This window comes from Paraburkholderia sp. CNPSo 3274, from assembly GCF_024206475.1.
GTDB lineage: Bacteria > Pseudomonadota > Gammaproteobacteria > Burkholderiales > Burkholderiaceae > Paraburkholderia.
Genome location: NZ_JAMBPR010000070.1, coordinates 1 through 21,382 on the forward strand (window position 1 = coordinate 1; position 21,382 = coordinate 21,382).

At 64.5% G+C, this 21,382-nt stretch carries 16 protein-coding genes and 1 rRNA gene; 15 read left to right on the plus strand and 2 right to left on the minus strand.

The genetic code is table 11. From position 1 onward, the window contains the following. A 5S ribosomal RNA gene (gene rrf / locus M3I54_RS34235) occupies positions 1-105 on the plus strand; the annotation flags it as partial. Between the two features lie 154 nt (positions 106-259). Here rrf and M3I54_RS34240 read toward each other — a convergent pair. Further along, positions 260-1,453 (minus strand): M20 aminoacylase family protein, encoded by a 1,194-nt coding sequence (locus M3I54_RS34240; RefSeq protein ID WP_254343815.1) that lies wholly within the window; start codon positions 1,451-1,453, stop codon positions 260-262. Between the two features lie 179 nt (positions 1,454-1,632). Here M3I54_RS34240 and M3I54_RS34245 point away from each other — a divergent pair, with 179 nt between their 5' ends. Beyond that, on the plus strand, positions 1,633-3,711 hold the full coding sequence (locus M3I54_RS34245) for a molybdopterin-dependent oxidoreductase (RefSeq protein WP_254343817.1): 2,079 nt from the start codon (positions 1,633-1,635) through the stop codon (positions 3,709-3,711). Positions 3,712-3,859: 148 nt separating this feature from the next. Continuing rightward, on the plus strand, positions 3,860-5,533 hold the full coding sequence (locus M3I54_RS34250; protein ID WP_254343826.1) for a long-chain fatty acid--CoA ligase: 1,674 nt from the start codon (positions 3,860-3,862) through the stop codon (positions 5,531-5,533). Positions 5,534-5,702: 169 nt separating this feature from the next. On the opposite strand, the gene M3I54_RS34255 is transcribed toward M3I54_RS34250, so the two are convergent. Next, entirely contained in the window at positions 5,703-6,902 is a 1,200-nt protein-coding gene (locus M3I54_RS34255; RefSeq protein WP_254343828.1) for a porin, read from the minus strand. Positions 6,903-7,208: 306 nt separating this feature from the next. On the opposite strand from M3I54_RS34255, the gene coq7 reads away from it, so the two are divergent. From coq7 to murC, 12 genes are all read left to right on the plus strand, one after another. Beyond that, a complete protein-coding gene (coq7, locus tag M3I54_RS34260) occupies positions 7,209-7,871 on the plus strand; it encodes a 2-polyprenyl-3-methyl-6-methoxy-1,4-benzoquinone monooxygenase (protein ID WP_254343831.1) in 663 nt (220 codons plus the stop codon). A gap of 398 nt (positions 7,872-8,269) precedes the next feature. After that, positions 8,270-8,698, plus strand: coding sequence for a division/cell wall cluster transcriptional repressor MraZ (gene mraZ / locus M3I54_RS34265; protein ID WP_028207782.1), 429 nt, complete (start codon positions 8,270-8,272; stop codon positions 8,696-8,698). A 17-nt stretch (positions 8,699-8,715) separates the two neighbouring features. Continuing rightward, positions 8,716-9,669, plus strand: a complete 954-nt coding sequence (gene rsmH, locus M3I54_RS34270; RefSeq protein WP_254343833.1) for a 16S rRNA (cytosine(1402)-N(4))-methyltransferase RsmH — start codon at positions 8,716-8,718, stop codon at positions 9,667-9,669. Then, positions 9,666-10,022 (plus strand): cell division protein FtsL, encoded by a 357-nt coding sequence (ftsL, locus tag M3I54_RS34275; RefSeq protein WP_254343835.1) that lies wholly within the window; start codon positions 9,666-9,668, stop codon positions 10,020-10,022. The genes rsmH and ftsL overlap by 4 nt, the downstream gene beginning before the upstream one ends. Continuing rightward, positions 10,019-11,914: a penicillin-binding protein 2 gene (locus M3I54_RS34280; RefSeq protein WP_254343836.1), complete on the plus strand. Its 1,896-nt coding sequence runs from the start codon at positions 10,019-10,021 to the stop codon at positions 11,912-11,914. Before ftsL ends, M3I54_RS34280 begins: the two co-directional genes overlap by 4 nt. Beyond that, positions 11,911-13,461 (plus strand): UDP-N-acetylmuramoyl-L-alanyl-D-glutamate--2,6-diaminopimelate ligase, encoded by a 1,551-nt coding sequence (locus tag M3I54_RS34285; RefSeq protein ID WP_254343837.1) that lies wholly within the window; start codon positions 11,911-11,913, stop codon positions 13,459-13,461. The genes M3I54_RS34280 and M3I54_RS34285 overlap by 4 nt, the downstream gene beginning before the upstream one ends. Continuing rightward, positions 13,458-14,894 carry a UDP-N-acetylmuramoyl-tripeptide--D-alanyl-D-alanine ligase gene (gene murF, locus M3I54_RS34290; protein WP_254343838.1) on the plus strand — a complete coding sequence of 479 codons (1,437 nt, stop codon included), beginning with the start codon at positions 13,458-13,460 and terminating at the stop codon, positions 14,892-14,894. The genes M3I54_RS34285 and murF overlap by 4 nt, the downstream gene beginning before the upstream one ends. 20 nt (positions 14,895-14,914) lie before the next feature. After that, on the plus strand, positions 14,915-16,084 hold the full coding sequence (gene mraY / locus M3I54_RS34295) for a phospho-N-acetylmuramoyl-pentapeptide-transferase (RefSeq protein ID WP_028207787.1): 1,170 nt from the start codon (positions 14,915-14,917) through the stop codon (positions 16,082-16,084). Between the two features lie 28 nt (positions 16,085-16,112). Then, the gene (gene murD, locus M3I54_RS34300; RefSeq protein WP_254343839.1) at positions 16,113-17,630 is read left to right on the plus strand and encodes a UDP-N-acetylmuramoyl-L-alanine--D-glutamate ligase; all 1,518 of its coding nucleotides are present in this window, start codon (positions 16,113-16,115) and stop codon (positions 17,628-17,630) included. Further along, positions 17,627-18,889: a putative lipid II flippase FtsW gene (gene ftsW, locus M3I54_RS34305; RefSeq protein ID WP_254343840.1), complete on the plus strand. Its 1,263-nt coding sequence runs from the start codon at positions 17,627-17,629 to the stop codon at positions 18,887-18,889. Before murD ends, ftsW begins: the two co-directional genes overlap by 4 nt. Next, positions 18,886-19,989, plus strand: coding sequence for an undecaprenyldiphospho-muramoylpentapeptide beta-N-acetylglucosaminyltransferase (murG, locus tag M3I54_RS34310; RefSeq protein ID WP_254343842.1), 1,104 nt, complete (start codon positions 18,886-18,888; stop codon positions 19,987-19,989). Before ftsW ends, murG begins: the two co-directional genes overlap by 4 nt. After that, positions 19,986-21,380, plus strand: a complete 1,395-nt coding sequence (gene murC / locus M3I54_RS34315; RefSeq protein WP_254343844.1) for a UDP-N-acetylmuramate--L-alanine ligase — start codon at positions 19,986-19,988, stop codon at positions 21,378-21,380. Before murG ends, murC begins: the two co-directional genes overlap by 4 nt. Positions 21,381-21,382: the final 2 nt, after the last annotated feature.

Below are 21,382 nucleotides of genomic sequence, written 5' to 3' on the forward strand. Positions count from 1 at the left end.
CATAGCGAGCTGGTCCCACCCCTTCCCATCCCGAACAGGACCGTGAAACAGCTCCACGCCGATGATAGTGCGGATTGCCCGTGTGAAAGTAGGTAATCGTCAGGCTCCTTATGCTGTAACGTCCAGAACCCCGGTGTCTCCGAAAGAGAGCCGGGGTTCTGGCGTTTGGGCGCGTGGGAAATAAAAGGCAGAACGCGACACGCAATGCAGGAAACAGAAAAGCCGTCCTCTGGACGGCTTTTTGCGTTACTGCGCCGAATTACTGCTGAGCGAGAAATTTCGTCGCCAAGTGCACCCAAAACGACGACCCCACCGGCAGCAGTTGATCGTTGAAGTCATAGCTCGCGTTGTGCAGCATGCAAGGGCCTGCGCCGTGTCCTGCATCCCGGTGGCCGCCTTCGCCGTTGCCGAGAAACGCGTAGCAGCCGGGCTTCTCCAGCAGCATGAACGAGAAGTCCTCGGCGCCCATGGTCGGCTCGACGTTCGCGTCAACGTGATCGGCGCCGACCACCTCACGCATGACCTCCGCGGCAAACTGCGCCTCCGCGCTGCTGTTCACCGTCGGCGGATAGTTGCGATGGAAGGTGATGTCCACCGAGCAGTCGTACGCTTCAGCCGTGCTCCCGGCGATCTTGCGCAGTCGCGATTCGATCAGATCCAGCGTTTCCGTCGTGAAGGTACGCACCGTTCCCGCGATCCAGGCCGTATTCGGCACCACGTTGACCGCATCGCCCGCGTGAATCTGTGTGATCGAGAGCACGGCCGTATCGAGCGGCTTCTTGTTGCGCGTGATGATGCTTTGCAACCCATTCGCGATCTGCACCGCCGTAAAGACCGGATCGCGGCCATTGTGCGGCAACGCCGCATGCGAACCTACGCCCTTGATTTCAATGCGGAATTCATTGCTCGACGCCATAATCGGCCCTTCGGTCACGCCGAAGGAGCCAGCCGGCATGCCCGGCCAGTTGTGAATGCCGAAAACGGCGTCCACAGGAAATTGTTTGAAGAGGCCATCTTCGATCATGGCTTTCGCGCCGGCGCCGCCTTCTTCGGCGGGCTGGAAAATGAAGACGATCGTGCCGTCGAACTGTCCGTGCCGCGCGAGATATTGCGCAGCGCCAAGCAGCATCGCCGTATGGCCGTCGTGGCCGCACGCGTGCATTTTGCCTTCGTTGCGCGAGCGATGATCGAACGTGTTGAGCTCCTGGATCGGCAACGCGTCCATATCGGCGCGCAATCCGACCATACGTTTGCCGGTGCCGCGTTTGAGCACGCCGACGACACCGGTCTTGCCCATACCGCGATGCACTTCAATGCCCCATTCTGTGAGCTGCGCCGCAACGAGGTCGGAGGTCTGGGTTTCTTCGTAGCGCAGTTCGGGATGCGCGTGGATCGTTCGTCGGAGGCCCTGAATTTCGCCTTGGGCGGCCTGGATTTCCGGAATCAGTTTCATGGCGGACGGTGCTCAAAAGGTGGGTGCCCGGCCTTCGTCTCCAAAATAAGCCGGGTCTAGACGGACCATTCTACGCCGAACCTTTTTTTTCGCGCCTACCTACAGAGTGCGTACAGGGCGCGCGCGCCGAACATAATAAAATCGCACTTACGACAGAACGCCTCACCCACGGATTTCCGATGAACGCCCCAACCGAATTTGCGCGTGCAGTTTGCCCGCACGATTGTCCCGATACTTGCGCGATGCGCGTGACCGTCGAAAAGGGCCGGGCGGTCAAGGTGAGCGGCGACCCAGACCACCCGCCCACGCAAGGCGTGCTGTGCACGAAGGTGACCCGCTATGCCGAGCGTGTCCATCATCCGAAGCGTCTGACGCAGCCGATGAAGCGTGTGGGGCGCAAGGGGGAAGGGCATTTCGAGCCGATCAGCTGGGACGAAGCCTGTCGCATTGCAGCCGAACGCCTCGGCGAAATCGGGCAGCGCGCGCCCGAAGCGATCCTGCCGTACAGCTACGCCGGCACGATGGGACTCGTTCAGGGCGATAGCATCGCCCAGCGCTTCTTTCACAAGCTCGGCGCATCGCGCCTCGAGCGCGCGATCTGCGCGGCGGCGGGCGCCGCCGGCCTGCGTTATACGTTCGGCTCGAGCCTCGGCATGCTCACCGAGTATTTCGCGGAAAGCGAAGTGATCCTGATCTGGGGCGCCAACCCGATCGCGTCGAACCTGCACTTCTGGACCCGCGCGCAAGAAGCGAAACGCAACGGCGCGAAGCTGATCGCGATCGACCCCTATCGCTCGCTGACGGCCGAGAAGTGCCATCAGCACATTGCGCTCAAGCCCGGCACGGACGGCGCGCTCGCGCTCGGCATGATGCACGTGCTCATCACCGAGGACCGTCTCGATCACGATTACATTGCGGCCCATACGCACGGCTTCGACGCGCTGAAGGCGCGTGCGCTCACCTACACGCCCGCGCGCGTCGCCGGGATCTGCGGCATCGAGGAGCAGGTCGTCGTCGATCTCGCGCGCCTCTACGCCTCGACGCGCAAGGCCGCGATTCGCATGAACTATGGCTTGCAACGCGTGCGCGGCGGCGGCAACGCCGTGCGCGCCATCGCCTGCCTGCCCGCGTTGACCGGTGCGTGGCGCGAACGCGCGGGCGGCGTGCTGCTTTCGTCGTCGGGCTGGGCCCCTGTCGATGCGAACGCGCTCCAGCGTCCGGATCTGATCCCGGGTTGGCCGCAGCATCAGCCGCGCATCGTCAACATGAACCAGATTGGCGACGCGCTCACGCACACAGGCGACGCCGCGTTCGGGCCGAAGGTCGAAGCGATCGTCGTCTACAACTCGAATCCGGTTGCGGTTGCGCCCGAGTCGGCGAAGGTCGCGGCTGGCTTTGCGCGCGAGGACCTCTTTACTATCGTGCTCGAGCAGTTCCAGACCGATACTGCCGACTACGCCGACCTGCTGCTGCCTGCCACGACCCAGCTCGAACATCTCGACGTCCACAAGTCCTACGGCCACACGCACGTCATGGCGAATTTGCCTGCCATCTCGCCCGTTGGCGAGGCGCGGCCGAATACCGAAATCTTCCGTTCCATCGCGCGTGCGATGGGCCTGACCGAGCCGGCGCTGTTCGAAAGCGATGAAGACGTGGCGGCCCACGCATTCGACTGGAGCGATCCCGCGCTGGGCGGCGCCGACTGGGCCGCGCTCAAGCGCGAAGGCTGGCTGAAGCTGAACATTGCCGAAGCGCCGTTCGCGAACGGCGGTTTTCGCACGCCCACGGGCAAGTGCGAGTTCCATAGCGAGGTGCTTGCGAAGGCCGGGCTCGATCCGCTGCCCGATTACCTGCCGCCGCACGAGTCGGCGGACGGCTCGCCCGAGCTCGCCGCGCGTTATCCGCTCGCGATGATCTCGCCGCCTGCACGCAACTTCCTGAACAGCACCTTCGTGAACGTGGAGAGCCTGCGCGCGACAGAAGGGGAGCCGCACGTGGACCTCCACCCGGCGGACGCCGCCCACCGCGAGATTGCCGACGGCGATGAGGTTCGCGTGTTCAACGACCGCGGCTCGATGCGCGCGCGGGCGCGAGTGACCGATCGGGCACGCAGCGGTCTCGTGGTGGGCCTGTCGATCTGGTGGAAGAAGCTTGCGCCGGACGGGCGCAACGCCAACGAGGTGACGAGCCAGGCGCTCACCGACCTTGGCGGCTCGGCGACCTTCTACGATTGCCTCGTCGAGGTCGAGCGCGCCTGAAAGCGCCTCACCACACCGCTAGCGGCCCCGCAACGCGCGTTCGAGGGGCCTTTCTAACTCGCTGATTTGCTGACATAAAAACTGGGTCGCCATGCTACGATCCAACTTTTTAGCACGACCATTCGAAAAACCAAGGAGGAGACGCTGCATGGAAAAAGTCTGGCTGAAATCGTACCCGCCCGGCGTTCCCGCTGAAATCGACGCGAGCCGTTACGCGTCCATCACTGCGCTGCTCGAGGAGAGCTTCAGCGAATTCCGTGCAAAGCCCGCGTTCGCCTGCATGGGCAAGACGATCACCTACGGCGAGCTGGACCAACTCTCCCAGCGACTGGCCGCGTGGTTCCAGTCGTGCGGCATCGCACGTGGCGCGCGCATCGCACTCATGATGCCCAACGTGCTCCAGTATCCGGTCGCGCTCGCCGCAGTGCTGCGCGCGGGATACGTCGTCGTGAACGTGAACCCGCTCTACACGCCGCGCGAACTCGAGCACCAGTTGAAGGACAGCGGCGCCGAGGCAATCGTCGTCCTCGAGAATTTCGCCGGGACCGTGAGCGCGGTCGTCGCCAATACGCGCGTGAAGCACGTGCTGGTCGCGGCGATGGGCGACCTCCTTGGCGCGAAGGGCTTTATCGTCAACTTCGTCGTGCGGCGCGTGAAGAAGATGGTGCCCGCCTGGAACCTGCCTGGCCACGTGAGCTTCAACGATGCGCTCGCCGAAGGTGCGCGCAAAGGCTTCAAGCGCGTCGAGCAGACGCCCGAGGACGTGGCCTTCCTTCAGTACACGGGCGGCACGACCGGCGTGGCCAAGGGTGCGACGCTGCTGCATAGCAACCTGATCGCCAACGTGCTGCAGTCGGCGGCATGGACCGAGCCCGCGCTTGCGAAATTGCCGTCCGGAACGCAACCGGTGACGGTCGCGGCGCTGCCGCTTTATCACGTGTTCGCGTTGACCGTTTGCGGGTTGCTGACGCTGCGCACCGGCGGTCTCGCGATCCTGATTCCGAATCCGCGCGATATCGCCGGCATGATCAAGGAACTGCGCGGCTACTCGATCACGTGTTTCCCCGCGGTGAACACGCTCTACAACGCGATGCTCAATCATCCGGAATTCGGCAATCTGGACTTCACGCACCTGCTCGTTGCAAACGGCGGCGGCATGGCGGTGCAGGAAGCCGTGGCCAAGCGCTGGTACGAGCGCACGCATACGCCGATCGTCGAAGGCTATGGCCTCTCGGAAACCTCGCCCAGCGTGACCTGCAACCCGGTCACGGCGACGGAATATACCGGCACGATCGGCTTGCCGCTGCCTTCCACCGAAATCTCGATTCGCGACGACGCCGGCAACGAGCTGCCGATTGGCGAGGCCGGCGAAATCTGCATCCGCGGGCCGCAGGTGATGGCGGGCTACTGGCAGCGCCCCGAAGAAACGGCGAAGGTCATGACGCCGGACGGCTACTTCAAGTCGGGCGACGTCGGTATCATGAACACGCGCGGCTACATCAAGCTCGTCGACCGTAAGAAGGACATGATTCTGGTCTCGGGCTTCAACGTTTACCCGAACGAAGTCGAGGATGTCGTGGCCAAGTTGCCGGGTGTCTTCGAGGTGGCGGCGGTGGGCGTGCCGGACCAGAATTCGGGCGAGGCGGTGAAGCTCTATATCGTCAAGAAAGACCCGGCGCTCACCGACAAGGACGTGTTCGAGTACTGCAAGACGCAGCTCACCGGCTACAAGCGGCCGAAGATCATCGAGTTCCGCAACGACTTACCCAAGAGCAATGTCGGCAAGATCCTGCGCCGAGAGCTGCGCGACGGTCGCGCCTGAAAACGCAAAAACGAAGCGAAAGGCTGGCGAGTCACATGCGAAAAGCGGCCTGCACATCGAGGGCAGGCCGTTTTTTTTTGGGGGGCGTGCGCACTGTGGCGAAACGACAAAACGCACCAAAGAAAAAAGGCGCCCGGAGGCGCCTTCGAGATTACAGCGACTGTTCTTCTTAGAACTTGTGACGGATACCGACGCGAGCCGTGAACACGTTGTTGGTCGACGACGCGGTCAGGTTGTTGATCGAAGCGACAGCTGCGACATCGTTCGAGTTCGTGCCCGTAGCGTGCTGGTAGACGCCGATCAGGTAGACGTCCGTGCGCTTCGACAGGAAGTAGTCCGTGCCCAGCGCGTACTGGAAGTACTTCGCGCCGCTGTTGCTCGAGCCGTTCGCCAGGGCGACGCTGCGGCCGTCCGTGTAGTCGAACGCGAAGCCTGCGAGCAGGGCCGGCGTGAACTGGTACTTGAAGTTCGCTTCGACGTTGTTGAACGTGGCGTTCGCGCCGCGCTGGTAAGCCGGCGTGCCGTTGATCGCGACAGCGCCGAGGTTGCGGAAGCTGACGTTCGAGTACGTCAGGCCGAACGTTGCTGCGCCGAACGTGTATGCACCACCTGCACCGATGACCTGGTACGTGTTGGCCGTCTGGAAGCCGGAATACACGGGAGTCGTCGAGCTGCTCACCGCTGCGGCCGGCGGCGTCGTCGGGGTGCTGCCGGTGTTGAACATACCGCCAGAAGCCGACGGCGTGCGTGCGTTCAGGTAGCCAACGCCGAGAACGAGGGGGCCGTTGTTATAGCCAGCGCCCAACGACCAGATTTGATTACCCGTGAAGTTGCCAGCCTGGCCACCGAAGCTGTAGGTGCCGCCGAACGTCAGACCAGCGTAGTTCGCGCTGGTGAACTTGATCGTGTTGTTCGTACGGTAGGCATTGTTGAAGTTGTCGAGGTCATCCGGGTGAGCTGCGATGTAGCCGCCCCACTGGTCGCCTACTTCGAGCGGGCCGACATAGTCGACGACGGAATCGTACTGGCGACCCAGCGTGACCGTGCCGAACTGCGAGCTCGAGAGGCCGACGTACGCTTGACGGCCGAACAGCAGGCCACCCTGGCCGAGCTTGCCGTTGTTCACGTCGAAGCCGTTTTCCAACACGAAGACTGCCTTCAGGCCGCCGCCGAGGTCTTCAGCGCCGCGCAGGCCGAAACGGCTGCCTTGCAGAACGCCGCTCGACAAGTTGTACAGGTGATGGCCACCCGAATTCGTGTTGATGTTGAAACCTTCGTCGATGATGCCGTACAGCGTGACGCTGCTCTGAGCGTGAGCAACGCCCGCGAACGCGCCCAGCGCAGCCAGCGCGAGAAGCGACTTCTTCATTGAATGATCTCCAGTGTTTGCGAATCTTTTGCGTCTTTTAACAGGACCAGTTTTTTATAGTGCGGGGTCCTGTCCTTCGAACTTCGCGAGAAGTTGCACGTAATGTAACAAAAGGGTTAATAGTCACAAAGGAAAAGCCAGGGCCTCGCTAAGTACCTGTTTCGTTTACACAACATGGTCTAGAATGTGCGGCTATCTATCGGCGCTGCCCCGGATTGACGGATGTCCGTGAGTTTGTGTAGTGATGAAAGGGCAGTCCGGGCGAGCGACAAATCGGGCTCGCCAACGAAACGAAAGGGAGGCTGGATGACGCTAGATGATTTGATTACCGAATTCGACCGGGGCCTGCGCTCTCTCACCGGCGTGTCGCGCATGACGCGTCCGATGCCGCAGCCTTCCCCCGTTACCATCGAAGTGACGCCCGAGGGCGATGCCGTACCAGCCGGCAGCGAGCTCACGGCCGCCGAGCGCACGCACGCCGCCGGCCTCATGCGAGTCAATCACGTGGGCGAAGTCTGCGCGCAGGCGCTGTATCAGGCGCAGAAAATCTCGGCGCGCTCGCCCTCGCTCAAGGCTGCCTTCGAGCAGGCCGCGCGCGAAGAAGAGGATCACCTTGCGTGGACCTCGCGCCGGCTGCAGGCGCTCGACTCGCGCCCGAGCCTGCTTAATCCGCTCTGGTACGCGGGCGCGCTCGCGATCGGCTTGGCCGCCGGCCGCCTGGGCGACAAGGTGAGCCTCGGCTTCATGGCGGAAACCGAGCGTCAGGTCGAGCACCATCTCGACAGCCATCTCGACAGCCTACCGCCCGCCGATCTCGAATCGCGCGCGGTCGTCGAGCAAATGCGCGCCGACGAAATCTCGCACGCGAAATCGGCCACCGATCTCGGCGGAGTCGAATTGCCTCTGCCGGTACGTTCGCTAATGCGTGTAGCATCGAAAGTCATGACGCGCACCGCCTACTACATCTGATTAATGGGCAGGGCCGGCAATCGCTGTCGGCCCAAACCCGGATTAATCTTTCAGAGCTTTCAGCCCCCGGTTTTAATCCCCGCCAGCCCCCCGCTCGATCCCGCCATAGGCCGTTTATCGCCGCGCTTTTCACGTATCACCTTCAGAACCTGCGTTAGCTCATTCATTCATAACGGTTTTTGGTTTTTGTCCCGACTTCAACAAGTGCCGCTAAGTCCTTGTTCTAGCGGATAAATTTCGTCAAAAAACGTCCGGTCTCCCTTGACCCTCGTTGGGCGTTCCTCTAAAGTGGGAGACAGTGTGAGAAAGTGTATTTTTGTGTGATTTCAGGCGCGTATTCAGGTAGATTTTCCGAGATTTAGGTGGGCGGCGAAAAGCGCCGCATTAGGGGGCGCAAATTGTTCCAGGGGGCGTCGGCGCTAACACTCGATGCGAAAGGACGGATGTCGATTCCGTCTCGCTATCGTGAAGCGCTGCAACAACAGGCAGAAGGACGGGTGACGATCACCAAGCACCCGGACGGCTGCCTGTTGCTATTTCCGCGCCCCGAATGGGAGGTGTTCCGCTCGAAGGTCGCCGCCTTGCCGATGGATGCGCACTGGTGGCGCCGCATTTTTCTGGGCAATGCGTCCGACGTCGATGTCGACAGTGCCGGCCGCGTGCTCGTCTCACCTGAATTGCGTCTGGCAGCAGGAATGGAAAAGGAAGTCATGCTGCTTGGCATGGGTAGTCATTTTGAGTTGTGGGATGCGCAGACCTACGCCGCCAAGGAACAGGCGGCGATGGCGCAGGGCATGCCCGACGCCTTGAAAAATTTCACGTTCTGATCGCGGTTCAAAAAGCTATGGCATCTGCGATGGGACAGGGACTGCAGCATCGCACGGTGCTGCTCGACGAAGCGGTGAACGCGCTGGTCACGCGCGCGGACGGCGTCTATGTGGACGGCACGTTCGGCCGCGGCGGGCATAGTCGCGCGATCCTCGGGCGTCTCGGCGAGGCCGGGCGCCTGATCGCGTTCGACAAGGACCCGCTGGCGATCGCGACGGCACAAACCGTCGGCGACGCGCGGTTTTCGATCGTGCATGAGAGTTTTGCTTCGCTGCGCGACGAGCTCGCGTCGCGCGGGGTAGGGCGTGTGTCGGGAATATTGCTGGACCTTGGCGTGTCGTCGCCGCAAGTCGACGATCCGCAGCGCGGTTTCAGTTTCCGCGCGGATGGTCCGCTCGACATGCGGATGGACCCGACGCGCGGCGAGTCCGCCGCTGACTGGCTCGCTCGGGCCACGGTGCAGGAACTGACGGAGGTAATTCGGGATTATGGGGAAGAACGGTTTGCTTTTCAGATTGCAAAGGCGCTTGTTGCTCGCCGGGCAGAGTCCGACCGTCTCGGGCCTCTCGACAGCACGGGCGAGCTTGCCCAAATCGTGGCTAACGTCGTCAAAACCCGTGAGAAGGGTAAGGACCCGGCAACCCGCACCTTTCAAGCTATACGGATTCACGTCAATCAAGAGCTTGCGGAGCTGCAGGTCGTTCTAGAAGCAGCACTGTCGTTGCTGGAACAGGGGGGGCGGCTGGTGGTCATCAGCTTTCATTCGCTCGAAGACCGGATCGTCAAGCGGTTCATGCAGGCGCACGCGAGCGCGCCGGCGGTGGACCGCCGCCTGCCGATCCGCGCCGTCGACCTGCCGAGCCCGCCGCTCAAGCTGCTCGGCCGCGTGTTCGCGAGCGACGAGGAAGTCGCCGCGAACCCGCGCGCCCGCTCGGCCGTGATGCGCACCGCGGAGCGCGTCACGCCATGAATCGTCTGAACATCTTCCTGCTGATCGTCGTCATGGGGTGCGCGCTTTCCGTCGTGAACGCCACCAATCAGCAGCGCCAGATCTTCATCCAGTTGCAACGCGCGCAGTCGCAGGAGCATCAGCTCCAGCAGGACTACGCACAGCTTCAATATCAGCAGAGCGCGCTGTCGAGAACGTCGCGCATCGAACAGATCGCCACCGACTCGCTCAAGATGCAGGCCGTCACGACCGGACGCACGCAATATCTGACGCTCGCGCCCGGCAGCGCAACCGCCGTCGACGCACCCGTGCCAACCTCGGCGCCCCCACAGGGCGCCGCGCCCACGCCTGCCCGTCGCGGAGGCACGCGATGAAAAAGGACAATCGCCGCAAGAGCGTAGCCTTTAGCGCCAACCCCATTCTTTCCGTGCGCCTGCCGATGTGGCGCTCGAAGCTCGTCGTGTTCCTGCTATTCATGGCGTTCGTCGCGCTCGCCGCGCGCGCGTTCTGGATTCAGGGCCCGGGCAACGCGTTCTATCAGAAGCAGGGCGAAAGCCGCTACCAGCGCACGATCGAGTTGCCGGCGACGCGCGGCAAGATTCTCGACCGTAACGGTCTCGTGCTCGCCACGAGTTTGCCCGTGCGCGCGATCTGGGCGATTCCCGAAGCCGTGCCCGACGATCTCGGCGCCGATAAGCTCAACCAGCTCGGCACGCTGCTCGGCATGAACACGAAAGAGCTGCGCGCGAAGCTCTCCGAAGACAAGACGTTCGTCTACGTGAAGCGCCAGGTGCCGCTCGACGTGGCGCAGAAAGTCACGGCGCTCGATATTCCCGGCGTTTATCAGCGTAACGAATACAAGCGGTTCTATCCGGAAGGCGACGTCACCGCGCACTTGATCGGCTTCACCAACGTCGAGGACGAAGGCCAGGAAGGCGTCGAGTTGTCGGACCAGAAGGTGCTCGCGGGCGTGGCGGGCATTCGCCACGTCATCAAGGACCGCATGGGCCACATCGTCGAGGACGTCGACGAAACGGTCGTGCCCCACGATGGCAAGGACGTCGAACTGTCGATCGATAGCAAGATTCAGTACATCGCCTATTCGAACCTGAAAGCCGCCGTCGAGAAGTTCAAGGCCAAGGCCGGCGCTGCGATGGTGGTAGACGTGCGCACGGGCGAAGTGCTCGCGCTCGTGAACTATCCGACCTACAACCCGAACGACCGCTCGCACCTCACGGGCGAGCAGCTGCGCAACCGCATTCTCACCGACGTGTTCGAGCCAGGCTCGATCATGAAGCCCTTCACGGTGTCGCTCGCGCTGGATCTGCACCGCGTCTCGCCGAGTACACTGGTAGATACGGGCCCGGGCCACTTCACGCTCGACGGCGCGACCATCACCGACGACGCGGCGTTCGGCGTCCTGACGGTCGGTGGCGTGATCCAGAAGTCGAGCAACATCGGCGCGACCAAGATCGCGATGACGCTCAAGCCCGAAGAAATGTGGGACATGTACACCAGCATCGGTCTCGGTCAGGCGCCGAAGGTCGGGTTCCCCGGCGCGGCGGCTGGCCGTTTGCGTCCGTGGAAAAGCTGGCGCCGCATCGAGCAGGCGACGATGTCCTACGGCTATGGCCTCTCCGTTTCGCTGTTCCAGCTTGCGCGCGCGTACACGGCGATCGCCCACGACGGCCAGATTCTGCCTGTGACGATCTTCCGCCACCCCGGCGATACGCAGCCGGTGCAGGGCACCCAGGTCTTCGCGCCTACCACGGCGCGTGAAGTGCGCACGATGCTGGAGAGCGTGGTGTCGAAGGACGGCACCTCGCCCGACGCCGCCGTGCCCGGCTACCGCGTGGGCGGCAAGTCCGGTACGGCGTACAAGCATGGCCCGCACGGCTACGATCATTCGAAGTACCGCGCGTCGTTCGTCGGCATGGCGCCGATGCCCAATCCGCGCATCGTCGTGGCCATCACGGTCGACGAACCGACGGCCGGCAGCCACTTCGGCGGCGCGGTGTCGGGTCCGGTGTTCTCGGGCATCGTCGGCGATACGCTGCGCTCGCTCAACGTCCCGCCGGATATGCCGGTGAAGCAGCTCGTCGTCGAAGACAATAGCGCCGCCGGCGCCTCGGCCCCGGCCGTCGCGAACGCGCCAGCTACGCCTGTGAAGCACGTGGCGAACGCGGCCGCCGCGAAAAGCGCCGCAGCCGCGCATCACATGACCGTCGCGGACAACGCAAAAAATCGACCCGGAGTCGTCCGATGAGCGCCACGCGCACCCAGCATCCCGCGCACCGGCAGATCGCGGACGCGCTCGTATGGCTGCGCGCGCACGTCGCGCCCGCAGCCGGCCTGCACGCCGACACGCGCTCGCTCAAGCCGGGCGACGTGTTTCTCGCCTACGCCGTCGAGGGCGCGGACAACCGCCCGCACATCGTCAATGCGATCGAGCGTGGCGCCGCAGCCGTGCTGTATCAGCCGGAAGGGTATGCGGGCGAAACGCTCGACGCGTCGATTGCGCTCGCTGTGCCGCAGCTCGACGTGCTCGCGGGGGAAATCGCAAGCGGCTGGTATGGCGACCCGAGCGATGCCATGCTCGTGGTCGGCGTGACCGGCACGAATGGCAAGACGTCGTGCAGCCAGTGGATCGCCTCGGCGTTCACGGCCATCGGCCAGAAGTGCGCGATCGTCGGCACGCTGGGCACGGGTTTTCCGGGCCAGCTCGCGCATACGGGCTTCACCACGCCCGACGCGCCGCAACTGCAACGCAGCCTCGCGCAATTGCGCAGTGCTGGCGCACAGGCTATTGCGATGGAAGTTTCCTCGCACGCGCTGCATCAGGGCCGCGTGAACGGTACCTCGTTCGACATCGCCGTCTTCACGAATCTTACGCAGGACCATCTCGACTATCACCACACGTTCGAGGCCTACGAGGCCGCGAAGGCGCGTCTGTTCGCATGGCCGGGCCTGCGCGCCGCGATCATCAACGCCGACGACGCAGCGGGCCGCCGCCTGATCGCCGCTACGCGCGGCAAGGCTCGCACGATTGCGTATAGCGTGGCGACGCCCGCCGCCGACGCACCCGTTGCCGACGCGTGGCTGCGCGCGAACGACGTGCGAGCGACTGCCACCGGCACGGCGTTCCATCTGGAAACGTCGGAGTGGGGCGAGGCGCAAGTCGAGGCGCATGTTCTCGGCCTCTTCAACGTGAGCAATCTGCTCGGCGTGCTCGGCGCGCTGCTTGCGGCGAACGTACCGCTCGCCGCGGCGCTCAACGAGATCTCGAAGCTGCAGCCGGTGAACGGCCGCATGGAGCGTCTTGGCGGCCGCGCCGATCACGACGAGCCGCTCGTCGTGATCGACTACGCGCATACGCCGGACGCGCTCGAAAAAACGCTCGAAGCACTGCGCCCGATGGCAGCCGCACGCGGCGGCCAGCTCATCTGCATGTTCGGCTGCGGCGGCGATCGCGACGCGACCAAGCGCCCGCTCATGGGGGCGATCGCGGAACGCATCGCCGACCAGGTCGTCGTGACGAGCGATAACCCGCGCAGCGAATCGCCGGCCGCGATCATCGAGCAGATCGCGCAAGGCATGCGCGATGCCGCGAAGGCGCGCCGCATCGAGGATCGCGCGAGCGCGATCCTGCAGGCGGTGCGCGGCGCGGCGCGCGAAGACGTCGTCGTGCTGGCCGGCAAAGGCCACGAGGCGACCCAGGAAATCATGGGCAAGAAGCGCGCGTTCTCCGACCAGGACCATGCGCGGCTTGCACTCGCCGCCCGTGTCACGCACGGGCGCGGAGGTGGTGAATGACGATGCTTTCCCTGCGGGAAGCCGCGGCGCTGATTCCCGGCGCGAGCGTACTCGGCGACGAGAACGCAACGTTCGAGCGCATTTCGACCGACAGCCGCACCACGGGCCCCGGCGATCTCTTCGTCGCGCTCAAGGGCGACCGCTTCGACGCGCACGACTTTCTCGGCGAGGTCGCGAACCGCCACGTGAGCGCGGCGCTCGTTTCGCGCAGCCCCGGCGACTGGCGCATGCCCGCGCTGCGCGTGGACGACACGCGTACGGCGCTCGGCGCACTCGCGCTCGGCTGGCGCCGCCGCTTCTCGATGCCGCTCGTCGCCGTGACGGGCAGCAACGGCAAGACGACGGTCAAGGAAATGATCGCGTCGATCTTCGCGGCGGCCGTTGGTGAAAATTTGCGTCTCGCGACCACCGGAAACCTCAATAACGACATCGGCGTGCCGTTAACGTTGCTGCGCTTGAGCGACGCACATCGGCTGGCGGTGGTCGAACTCGGCATGAATCACCCGGGCGAGACCGAGTTGCTCGCGAAATTCGCTGAGCCGACGGTCGCGGTGGTGAACAACGCGCAACGGGAGCATCAGGAATTCATGGCGACGGTGGAAGCCGTCGCGCTCGAGCATGCGAGCGTGATTCACGTGCTCAAGCCCACGGGCGTCGCGGTGTTTCCCGCTGACGATGCCTACGCGAGCATCTGGCGCGTGGCGGCTACGGGTTCGCGCATTCTCGACTTCGCGCTGCATACGGATACGAGTGCGGTTGCAGCGGCAGTCACCGGCAAGCTCGTTGACAAGGTGGGGGGCAACCGTCTCGCGATCGCGACGCCGGAAGGCCATCTCGAAGTGGAGTTGAAGGCGCTGGGCGCGCATAACGCGCACAACGCGCTCGCGGCCACGGCGGCGGCGATTGCGTCGGGCGTATCGCTCGAAGCGATTGGCCGCGGGCTCGAGGCGTTTGAGCCGGTAAAGGGCCGCTTGCAGGTGAAGCGCGCGGCGCTTGGCGAACTCACGGGCGCGACGGTGATCGACGACACCTACAACGCGAATCCCGATTCGGTGCGTGCGGCGATCGACGTGCTGGCTTCGCGCAACTCGCCGCGCGTGCTCGTGCTCGCAGACATGGGCGAAGTCGGCGACGACGGCCCCGCATTTCACCGCGAGGTGGGCGCTTACGCGAAGGAACGCGGCATCGACGCGCTCTATACGCTCGGCGACGCAGCGCGTGACAGCGCGGCGGCGTTCGGCGCGCAGGCGCTGCATGCCGCGGACGTGGGCGAACTCGTGCGCGCGCTGGCTGGCGCCGGTTACGGCGCTGGCGCAACGATTCTCGTGAAAGGTTCGCGCTTCATGCAGATGGAACGCGTGGTGGCGGCTTTGACAAACCCGCTCACGAATCCGCAAAACCCTGCACCGGACGCCAAGTCCGGTGCGCACTGAAATACGAAGGAATACAAGGCATGCTACTGGCGCTGGCGCAATGGCTGCAGAATGACGCAAGCTTCTTGCGCGTGTTCAGTTATCTGACGTTCCGTGCGGTGATGGCCACCATCACCGCGATGGCGATCGGGCTTTTTCTCGGCCCGTGGGTGATCCGCAAGCTCACCGCGATGAAGGTCGGCCAGGCCGTGCGTACGGACGGCCCGCAAACTCACCTCGTGAAGTCCGGCACGCCCACCATGGGCGGCGTGCTCATTCTGCTGGGCATCGCGGTTTCCACCTTGCTGTGGGGCGACCTCACGAACCGCTTCATCTGGATCGTGATGCTCGTCACGTTCGGCTTTGGCGCGATCGGCTGGGTCGACGACTATCGCAAGGTCGTCTACAAGGACCCGCGCGGCATGTCTTCGCGCGAGAAGTACTTCTGGCAGTCGGTGATCGGTCTGTTCGCTGCGGTGTACCTCGCGTTCAGCGTGTCCGAGGCGAGCAACGTGCGTGTGTTCGATCTCTTTATGGCGTGGGTGCGTAGCGGCCTTTCGATGGGTCTCCCCGCGCGCGCCGACTTGCTGCTGCCGTTCCTCAAGTCGATCAGCTATCCGCTCGGCGTGTGGGGCTTCATCGCGCTCACGTATTTCGTGATCGTCGGCGCGAGCAACGCCGTGAATCTCACCGACGGCCTCGACGGTCTCGTGATCATGCCGGTCGTGCTGGTCGGCGCGTCGCTCGGCGTGTTCGCCTATGTGATGGGCAGTTCGGTCTACTCGAAGTATCTGCTCTTTCCGCACATTGCCGGAGCTGGCGAACTGCTCATCTTCTGTTCGGCGATGGGCGGGGCAGGGCTCGCGTTCCTCTGGTTCAACACGTATCCGGCTCAGGTGTTCATGGGCGATGTGGGCGCGCTCGCACTCGGTGGCGCGCTTGGAACCATTGCGGTGATCGTGCGTCAGGAAATCGTGCTCTTCATCATGGGCGGCATCTTTGTCGCGGAGACGCTCTCCGTGATGCTGCAGGTCACCTGGTTCAAGTACACGAAAAAGCGTTACGGCGAAGGGCGCCGCATCTTCAAGATGGCGCCGCTGCATCACCATTTCGAGCTGTCTGGCTGGAAGGAAACGCAGGTTGTCGTGCGTTTCTGGGTCATCACGCTGATGCTGTGTCTGATCGGTTTGTCCACGCTCAAGCTGCGTTGAGCCTTTAAGCAATCAAGGGAAGCAAGCGATGTTTGGCGAGAAGTTTCGGGATCGGCATAAGCCGATGGTGCTCGTGCTGGGACTCGGGGAATCGGGTCTCGCGATGGCGCGCTGGTGCGCGCGGCATGGTTGCCGCCTGCGCATTGCCGATTCGCGTGCAGCGCCGCCCAATCTTCCCGAACTCGCCGCGCGTGGCATCGACGCCGATTTCGTAGGTGGTCCGTTCTCGACGGCGCTGCTCGACGGCGTCGAACTCGTCGCAATCAGCCCGGGCCTCTCGCCGCTCGCCGAAGATCTCGTGCCGCTGATCGCGGCGGCGCGCGAGCGCGGCATCGAAGTGTGGGGCGAGCTCGAACTCTTCGCGCAGGCGCTGCGCCATCTCGGCGAGAGCGGCTACGCACCAAAGGTGCTCGCCATTACCGGCACGAACGGCAAGACCACCACGACGAGCCTCACAGGCATGCTCTGCGAGCGCGCGGGCAAGCGCGTGGCGGTGGCGGGCAACATCAGCCCGGCCATGCTCGACAAGCTCGCCGACGCCATCGACAACACCGCGCTGCCCGACGTCTGGGTGCTCGAACTGTCGAGCTTCCAGCTGGAGACGGCGCACACGTTCGAGCCGGACGCCGCAGCGGTCCTCAACATCACGCAGGACCATCTCGACTGGCACGGCGGCCTCGACGCCTACGCGGCCGCGAAGGGCCGCATCTTCGGGCCGCGCACGACGCGCGTGCTCAACCGCGATGACGCGCGCGTCATGTCGCTCGCGAGCGTGAAGGCGAGTGGCAACGCAAAGGTTGTGACCTTCGGCCTGAACGAGCCTGAGAACGACGGCGACCTGGGTCTGTTGCGCGAGAACGGCATGCAGTGGCTCGTGCAGGCCCACGATCTCGACGCGGCCGACGTGCCTGTGTCCCCGCGTCGCCGCAAGCAGCAGGAAGCGGCGCCGGTGAATCTCGGCATGAAGCGCCTCATGCCCGCCGACGCCCTGCGCATTCGCGGCCTGCACAACGCAGCCAACGCGCTCGCGGCGTTCGCGCTCACGCGCGCGATCGACCTGGCGCCCGCGCCGCTTCTGCACGGACTGCGCGAGTATCGCGGCGAGCCGCATCGCGTGGAGCTGATCGCATCGATCGAGGGCATCGACTACGTGGACGACAGCAAGGGCACGAACGTCGGCGCGACGGTTGCGGCGCTCGACGGTCTCGCGCAGCGCGCGGTGCTGATTGCTGGCGGCGACGGCAAGGGCCAGGACTTCGATCCGCTCGCAGCGCCGGTTGCGCGCTGGTGCCGCGCCGTGATGCTGATCGGCCGCGACGCGCCGAAGATCCGCGCGGCGCTCGAAGAAACCGGCATTGCGATGAGCGACCACGCGACGCTCGAAGAAGCCACGCGCGCGGCGACGGCGCTCGCGCAACCCGGCGACGTCGTGCTGCTCTCGCCCGCTTGCGCAAGCCTCGACATGTTCCGCAATTACGCCCATCGCGCGGCCGTGTTCCACGACACGGTGGAAGAAATCGCCGCAGAACGGGGGACGATGATATGAGCTGGTCCGAGCGATTCGGTGCGCGCCTCTCGCGCGAAGACGGTCAGGCCGGCGGTTCGTCGGGCGGCGCGCGCTCGGGCGGTCTTGCGAGCGTCGTCAACGGCGTACGTCCCGGCCGCTCGCGCATGCTCGACTACGACCACTCGCTCCTGTGGGCCGTGATCGCGCTGCTCGGCCTTGGCGTCGTGATGGTCTACTCGGCCTCGATCGCCATGCCCGATTCACCCAAGTACGCCTCGTACCGCGACTGGGCGTTTCTCGTGCGCCACATCGTCTCACTCACGATCGCCACGGTCGCCGCGCTCGTCGCGTTCCGCATTCCCGTTTCCACTTGGGACCGCTACGCGCCGAAGCTCTTTCTCATTGCGCTCGCCATGCTGGTGGTCGTGCTGATTCCGCACATCGGCAAGGGCGTGAACGGCGCGCGTCGCTGGATTCCGCTCGGCATCACGAACATGCAGCCGTCGGAAATCATGAAGCTCGCCGTGACGATCTACGCGGCGAACTACACGGTGCGCAAGCAGGAGTACATGCATAGCTTCGCGAAAGGCTTCCTGCCGATGGCATTCGCCGTGGGCGTGGTCGGCGCGCTGCTGCTGCTCGAGCCTGACATGGGCGCATTCATGGTGATCGCCGCGATCGCCATGGGCGTGCTGTTCCTCGGCGGCGTGAACGGCAAGCTGTTCGGCGGCCTCGTGGCCACGGCAGTGGGCACCTTCACGCTGCTCGTGTGGGCGTCGCCGTGGCGCCGCGAGCGGATCTTCGCGTACCTCGATCCGTGGGACGACCGCTACGCGCAGGGCAAGGCGTACCAGCTCACGCACTCGCTCATCGCGTTCGGTCGCGGCGAGTGGTTCGGCGTGGGTCTTGGCGGCAGCGTCGAGAAGCTCAACTATCTGCCGGAAGCACACACCGACTTCATTCTTGCCGTCATCGGCGAGGAACTCGGTTTCGTCGGCGTGCTCGTCGTCATCCTGCTGTTCTACTGGATCGTGCGCCGCGCGTTCGAGATCGGCCGCCAGGCCCTCGCGCTCGACCGCACGTTCGCGGGCCTCGTCGCCAAGGGGCTTGGCGTGTGGTTCGGCGCGCAGGCCTTCATCAACATGGGCGTGAACCTGGGTCTGTTGCCGACCAAGGGTCTCACGCTGCCGCTCGTGAGCTACGGCGGCTCGGGCATCTTGCTGAACTGCATCGCGGTGGCGCTGCTGTTGCGTGTGGATTATGAGAACCGGGTCTTGATGCGCGGAGGCAAGGTATGACCGCAGCAACGCGCACGCTCATGGTGATGGCCGGCGGCACCGGGGGGCACGTGTTCCCGGGGCTCGCCGTCGCGCATCGCATGGAGCAGTGGGGCTGGCGCGTGGTGTGGCTCGGCAATCCCGCAGGCATGGAAGCGACGCTCGTGCCCAAGCACGGCATCACGATGGAATACGTGCGCTTTGGCGGCGTGCGCGGCAAGGGCATCAAGACCAAGCTGATGCTGCCGCTGAACCTGCTGCGCGCCTGCACGCAGAGCCTTGCGGCGCTGCGCCGCGTGAAGCCCGACGTCGTGCTCGGCATGGGCGGCTACATCACGTTCCCGGCGGGTGTGATGAGCGCGCTTTCGGGCCGTCCGCTCGTGCTGCATGAACAGAATTCGATTGCGGGTCTCGCGAACAAGGTGCTCGCAAAGCTGGCGAAGCGCGTGCTCGTAGCGTTTCCGGGCGCGTTGCCAAACGCCGAGTGGACCGGCAACCCGATCCGCGAGGCGCTCGAACACGTCGACGCACCGGCGGCGCGGTACGCCGCGCGCAGCGGTCCGCTGCGCGTGCTCGTGGTGGGCGGCAGTCTCGGCGCGACGGCGCTCAACGAAGTCGTGCCGCGCGCGCTGTCGCTGCTTGCGCCAGAAGAGCGTCCGTACATCGTGCATCAGGCGGGCGCGAAACACATCGACGCCTTGCGTCAAAACTATCTCGACGCCGGACTCGAACTGAACGACACGGTGCAGCTCGTGCCGTTCATCGACGACATGGCGAGCGCCTACCGGAACGCGGATCTCGTGATCTGCCGTTCGGGCGCAATGACGGTGGCCGAAATCGCGGCCGTGGGCGTGGCGGCATGCTTCGTGCCGTTCCCCTACGCCGTGGACGACCACCAGACCACCAATGCCGCGTTCCTTGCCGACAAGGATGCAGCGCTGGTGGTGCAGCAACGCGACCTGACGGCGGAAGGACTCGCCGACTGGTTGCGGCATCAGACCAGAACATCGCTGGCGGAAATGGCCGGGCGCGCTCGCGCGCTCGCGAAACCCGACGCCGCCGATCAGGTCGCGCGCATCTGCGCGGCCGTGGCGGGCGTAAGTGCGGGAGGAAAGCAATGAAACACATCGTCAAACATATCCATTTCGTCGGCATCGGCGGCGCGGGCATGAGCGGCATCGCCGAAGTGCTCGTCAATCTCGGCTATCAGGTAAGCGGCTCGGACCTCGCGAAGAACGCGGTCACCGATCGACTCGCCGCGCTCGGCGCGCGCATCGCGATCGGCCATGCCGAAGAGAACATCGAAGGCGCGAATGCCGTGGTCGTTTCGACCGCGGTGCGCAGCGACAACCCCGAAGTCCTCGCGGCACGCCATCGCCGCATTCCCATCGTGCCGCGCGCCGTGATGCTCGCGGAACTGATGCGTCTGAAGCAGGGCATCGCGATCGCGGGCACGCACGGCAAGACCACCACGACCTCGCTCGTGGCGAGCGTGCTGGCCGCGGGCGGACTCGACCCGACCTTCGTGATCGGCGGGCGTCTGATCAGTGCGGGCGCGAACGCGCGCCTCGGCACGGGCGACTTCATCGTGGCGGAAGCCGACGAATCCGACGCATCGTTCCTGAACCTGTTCCCGGTGATCGAAGTCATTACGAACATCGACGCCGATCACATGGACACCTACGGGCACGACTTCGCGCGCCTGAAGCAGGCCTTCATCGAGTTCACGCATCGGTTGCCGTTCTATGGCATTGCGGTGCTGTGCGTCGACGACCCGAACGTGAAGGAGATTCTGCCGTTCGTCTCGAAGCCGATCATCCGCTACGGCTTCGCGTCCGATGCGCAGGTGCGCGCGGTGAACGTGGTCGCGCGCGAAGGCAAGATGTACTTCACGGTGATGCGCGAAGACGCGCCGTCGCTCGACATCGTGCTGAATTTGCCGGGCACGCACAACGTGCAGAACGCGCTCGCCGCGATTGCGATCGCGACCGAACTTGAAGTAAAGGACGTCGATATTCAACGCGCGCTCGCGGAATTCAACGGCGTGGGCCGTCGTTTTCAGCGTTTTGGCGAGATTCCCGTCAACGGCGGCGGCGCCTGGACGTTGATCGACGACTATGGCCATCACCCGGTGGAAATGGCAGCGACGATCGCAGCGGCGCGCGGCGCGTTTCCCGAGCGCCGTCTCGTGCTGGCGTTCCAGCCGCACCGCTATACGCGTACGCGCGACTGTTTCGAAGACTTCGTGCGCGTGCTGTCGACCGTCGACGCGCTCGTGCTGACCGATGTCTATTCGGCTGGCGAAGCGCCGATCGTCGCAGCGGATGGCCGCGCGCTCGCACGCGCGATTCGCGTGGCGGGCAAGGTCGAGCCGGTGTTCGTCGAGACCGTGGATGAAGTGCCGGAGGCGCTTGCAGCAGTGGTGCGCGACGGCGATGTGGTGATTACGATGGGCGCGGGTTCGATCGGCGGTGTGCCGGGCCGGATCGCAGCCCAGGAACAGAAGGCGTGAGC

What these genes read in the sequence shown, in the direction of transcription:
- M3I54_RS34240 (WP_254343815.1), bottom strand. Translation starts at nt 1,453, where the DNA reads ATGAAACTGATTCCGGAAATCCAGGCCGCCCAAGGCGAAATTCAGGGC.
- M3I54_RS34245 (WP_254343817.1), top strand. Translation starts at nt 1,633, where the DNA reads ATGAACGCCCCAACCGAATTTGCGCGTGCAGTTTGCCCGCACGATTGT.
- M3I54_RS34250 (WP_254343826.1), top strand. Translation starts at nt 3,860, where the DNA reads ATGGAAAAAGTCTGGCTGAAATCGTACCCGCCCGGCGTTCCCGCTGAA.
- M3I54_RS34255 (WP_254343828.1), bottom strand. Translation starts at nt 6,902, where the DNA reads ATGAAGAAGTCGCTTCTCGCGCTGGCTGCGCTGGGCGCGTTCGCGGGC.
- coq7 (WP_254343831.1), top strand. Translation starts at nt 7,209, where the DNA reads ATGACGCTAGATGATTTGATTACCGAATTCGACCGGGGCCTGCGCTCT.
- rsmH (WP_254343833.1), top strand. Translation starts at nt 8,716, where the DNA reads ATGGCATCTGCGATGGGACAGGGACTGCAGCATCGCACGGTGCTGCTC.
- ftsL (WP_254343835.1), top strand. Translation starts at nt 9,666, where the DNA reads ATGAATCGTCTGAACATCTTCCTGCTGATCGTCGTCATGGGGTGCGCG.
- M3I54_RS34280 (WP_254343836.1), top strand. Translation starts at nt 10,019, where the DNA reads ATGAAAAAGGACAATCGCCGCAAGAGCGTAGCCTTTAGCGCCAACCCC.
- M3I54_RS34285 (WP_254343837.1), top strand. Translation starts at nt 11,911, where the DNA reads ATGAGCGCCACGCGCACCCAGCATCCCGCGCACCGGCAGATCGCGGAC.
- murF (WP_254343838.1), top strand. Translation starts at nt 13,458, where the DNA reads ATGACGATGCTTTCCCTGCGGGAAGCCGCGGCGCTGATTCCCGGCGCG.
- mraY (WP_028207787.1), top strand. Translation starts at nt 14,915, where the DNA reads ATGCTACTGGCGCTGGCGCAATGGCTGCAGAATGACGCAAGCTTCTTG.
- murD (WP_254343839.1), top strand. Translation starts at nt 16,113, where the DNA reads ATGTTTGGCGAGAAGTTTCGGGATCGGCATAAGCCGATGGTGCTCGTG.
- ftsW (WP_254343840.1), top strand. Translation starts at nt 17,627, where the DNA reads ATGAGCTGGTCCGAGCGATTCGGTGCGCGCCTCTCGCGCGAAGACGGT.
- murG (WP_254343842.1), top strand. Translation starts at nt 18,886, where the DNA reads ATGACCGCAGCAACGCGCACGCTCATGGTGATGGCCGGCGGCACCGGG.
- murC (WP_254343844.1), top strand. Translation starts at nt 19,986, where the DNA reads ATGAAACACATCGTCAAACATATCCATTTCGTCGGCATCGGCGGCGCG.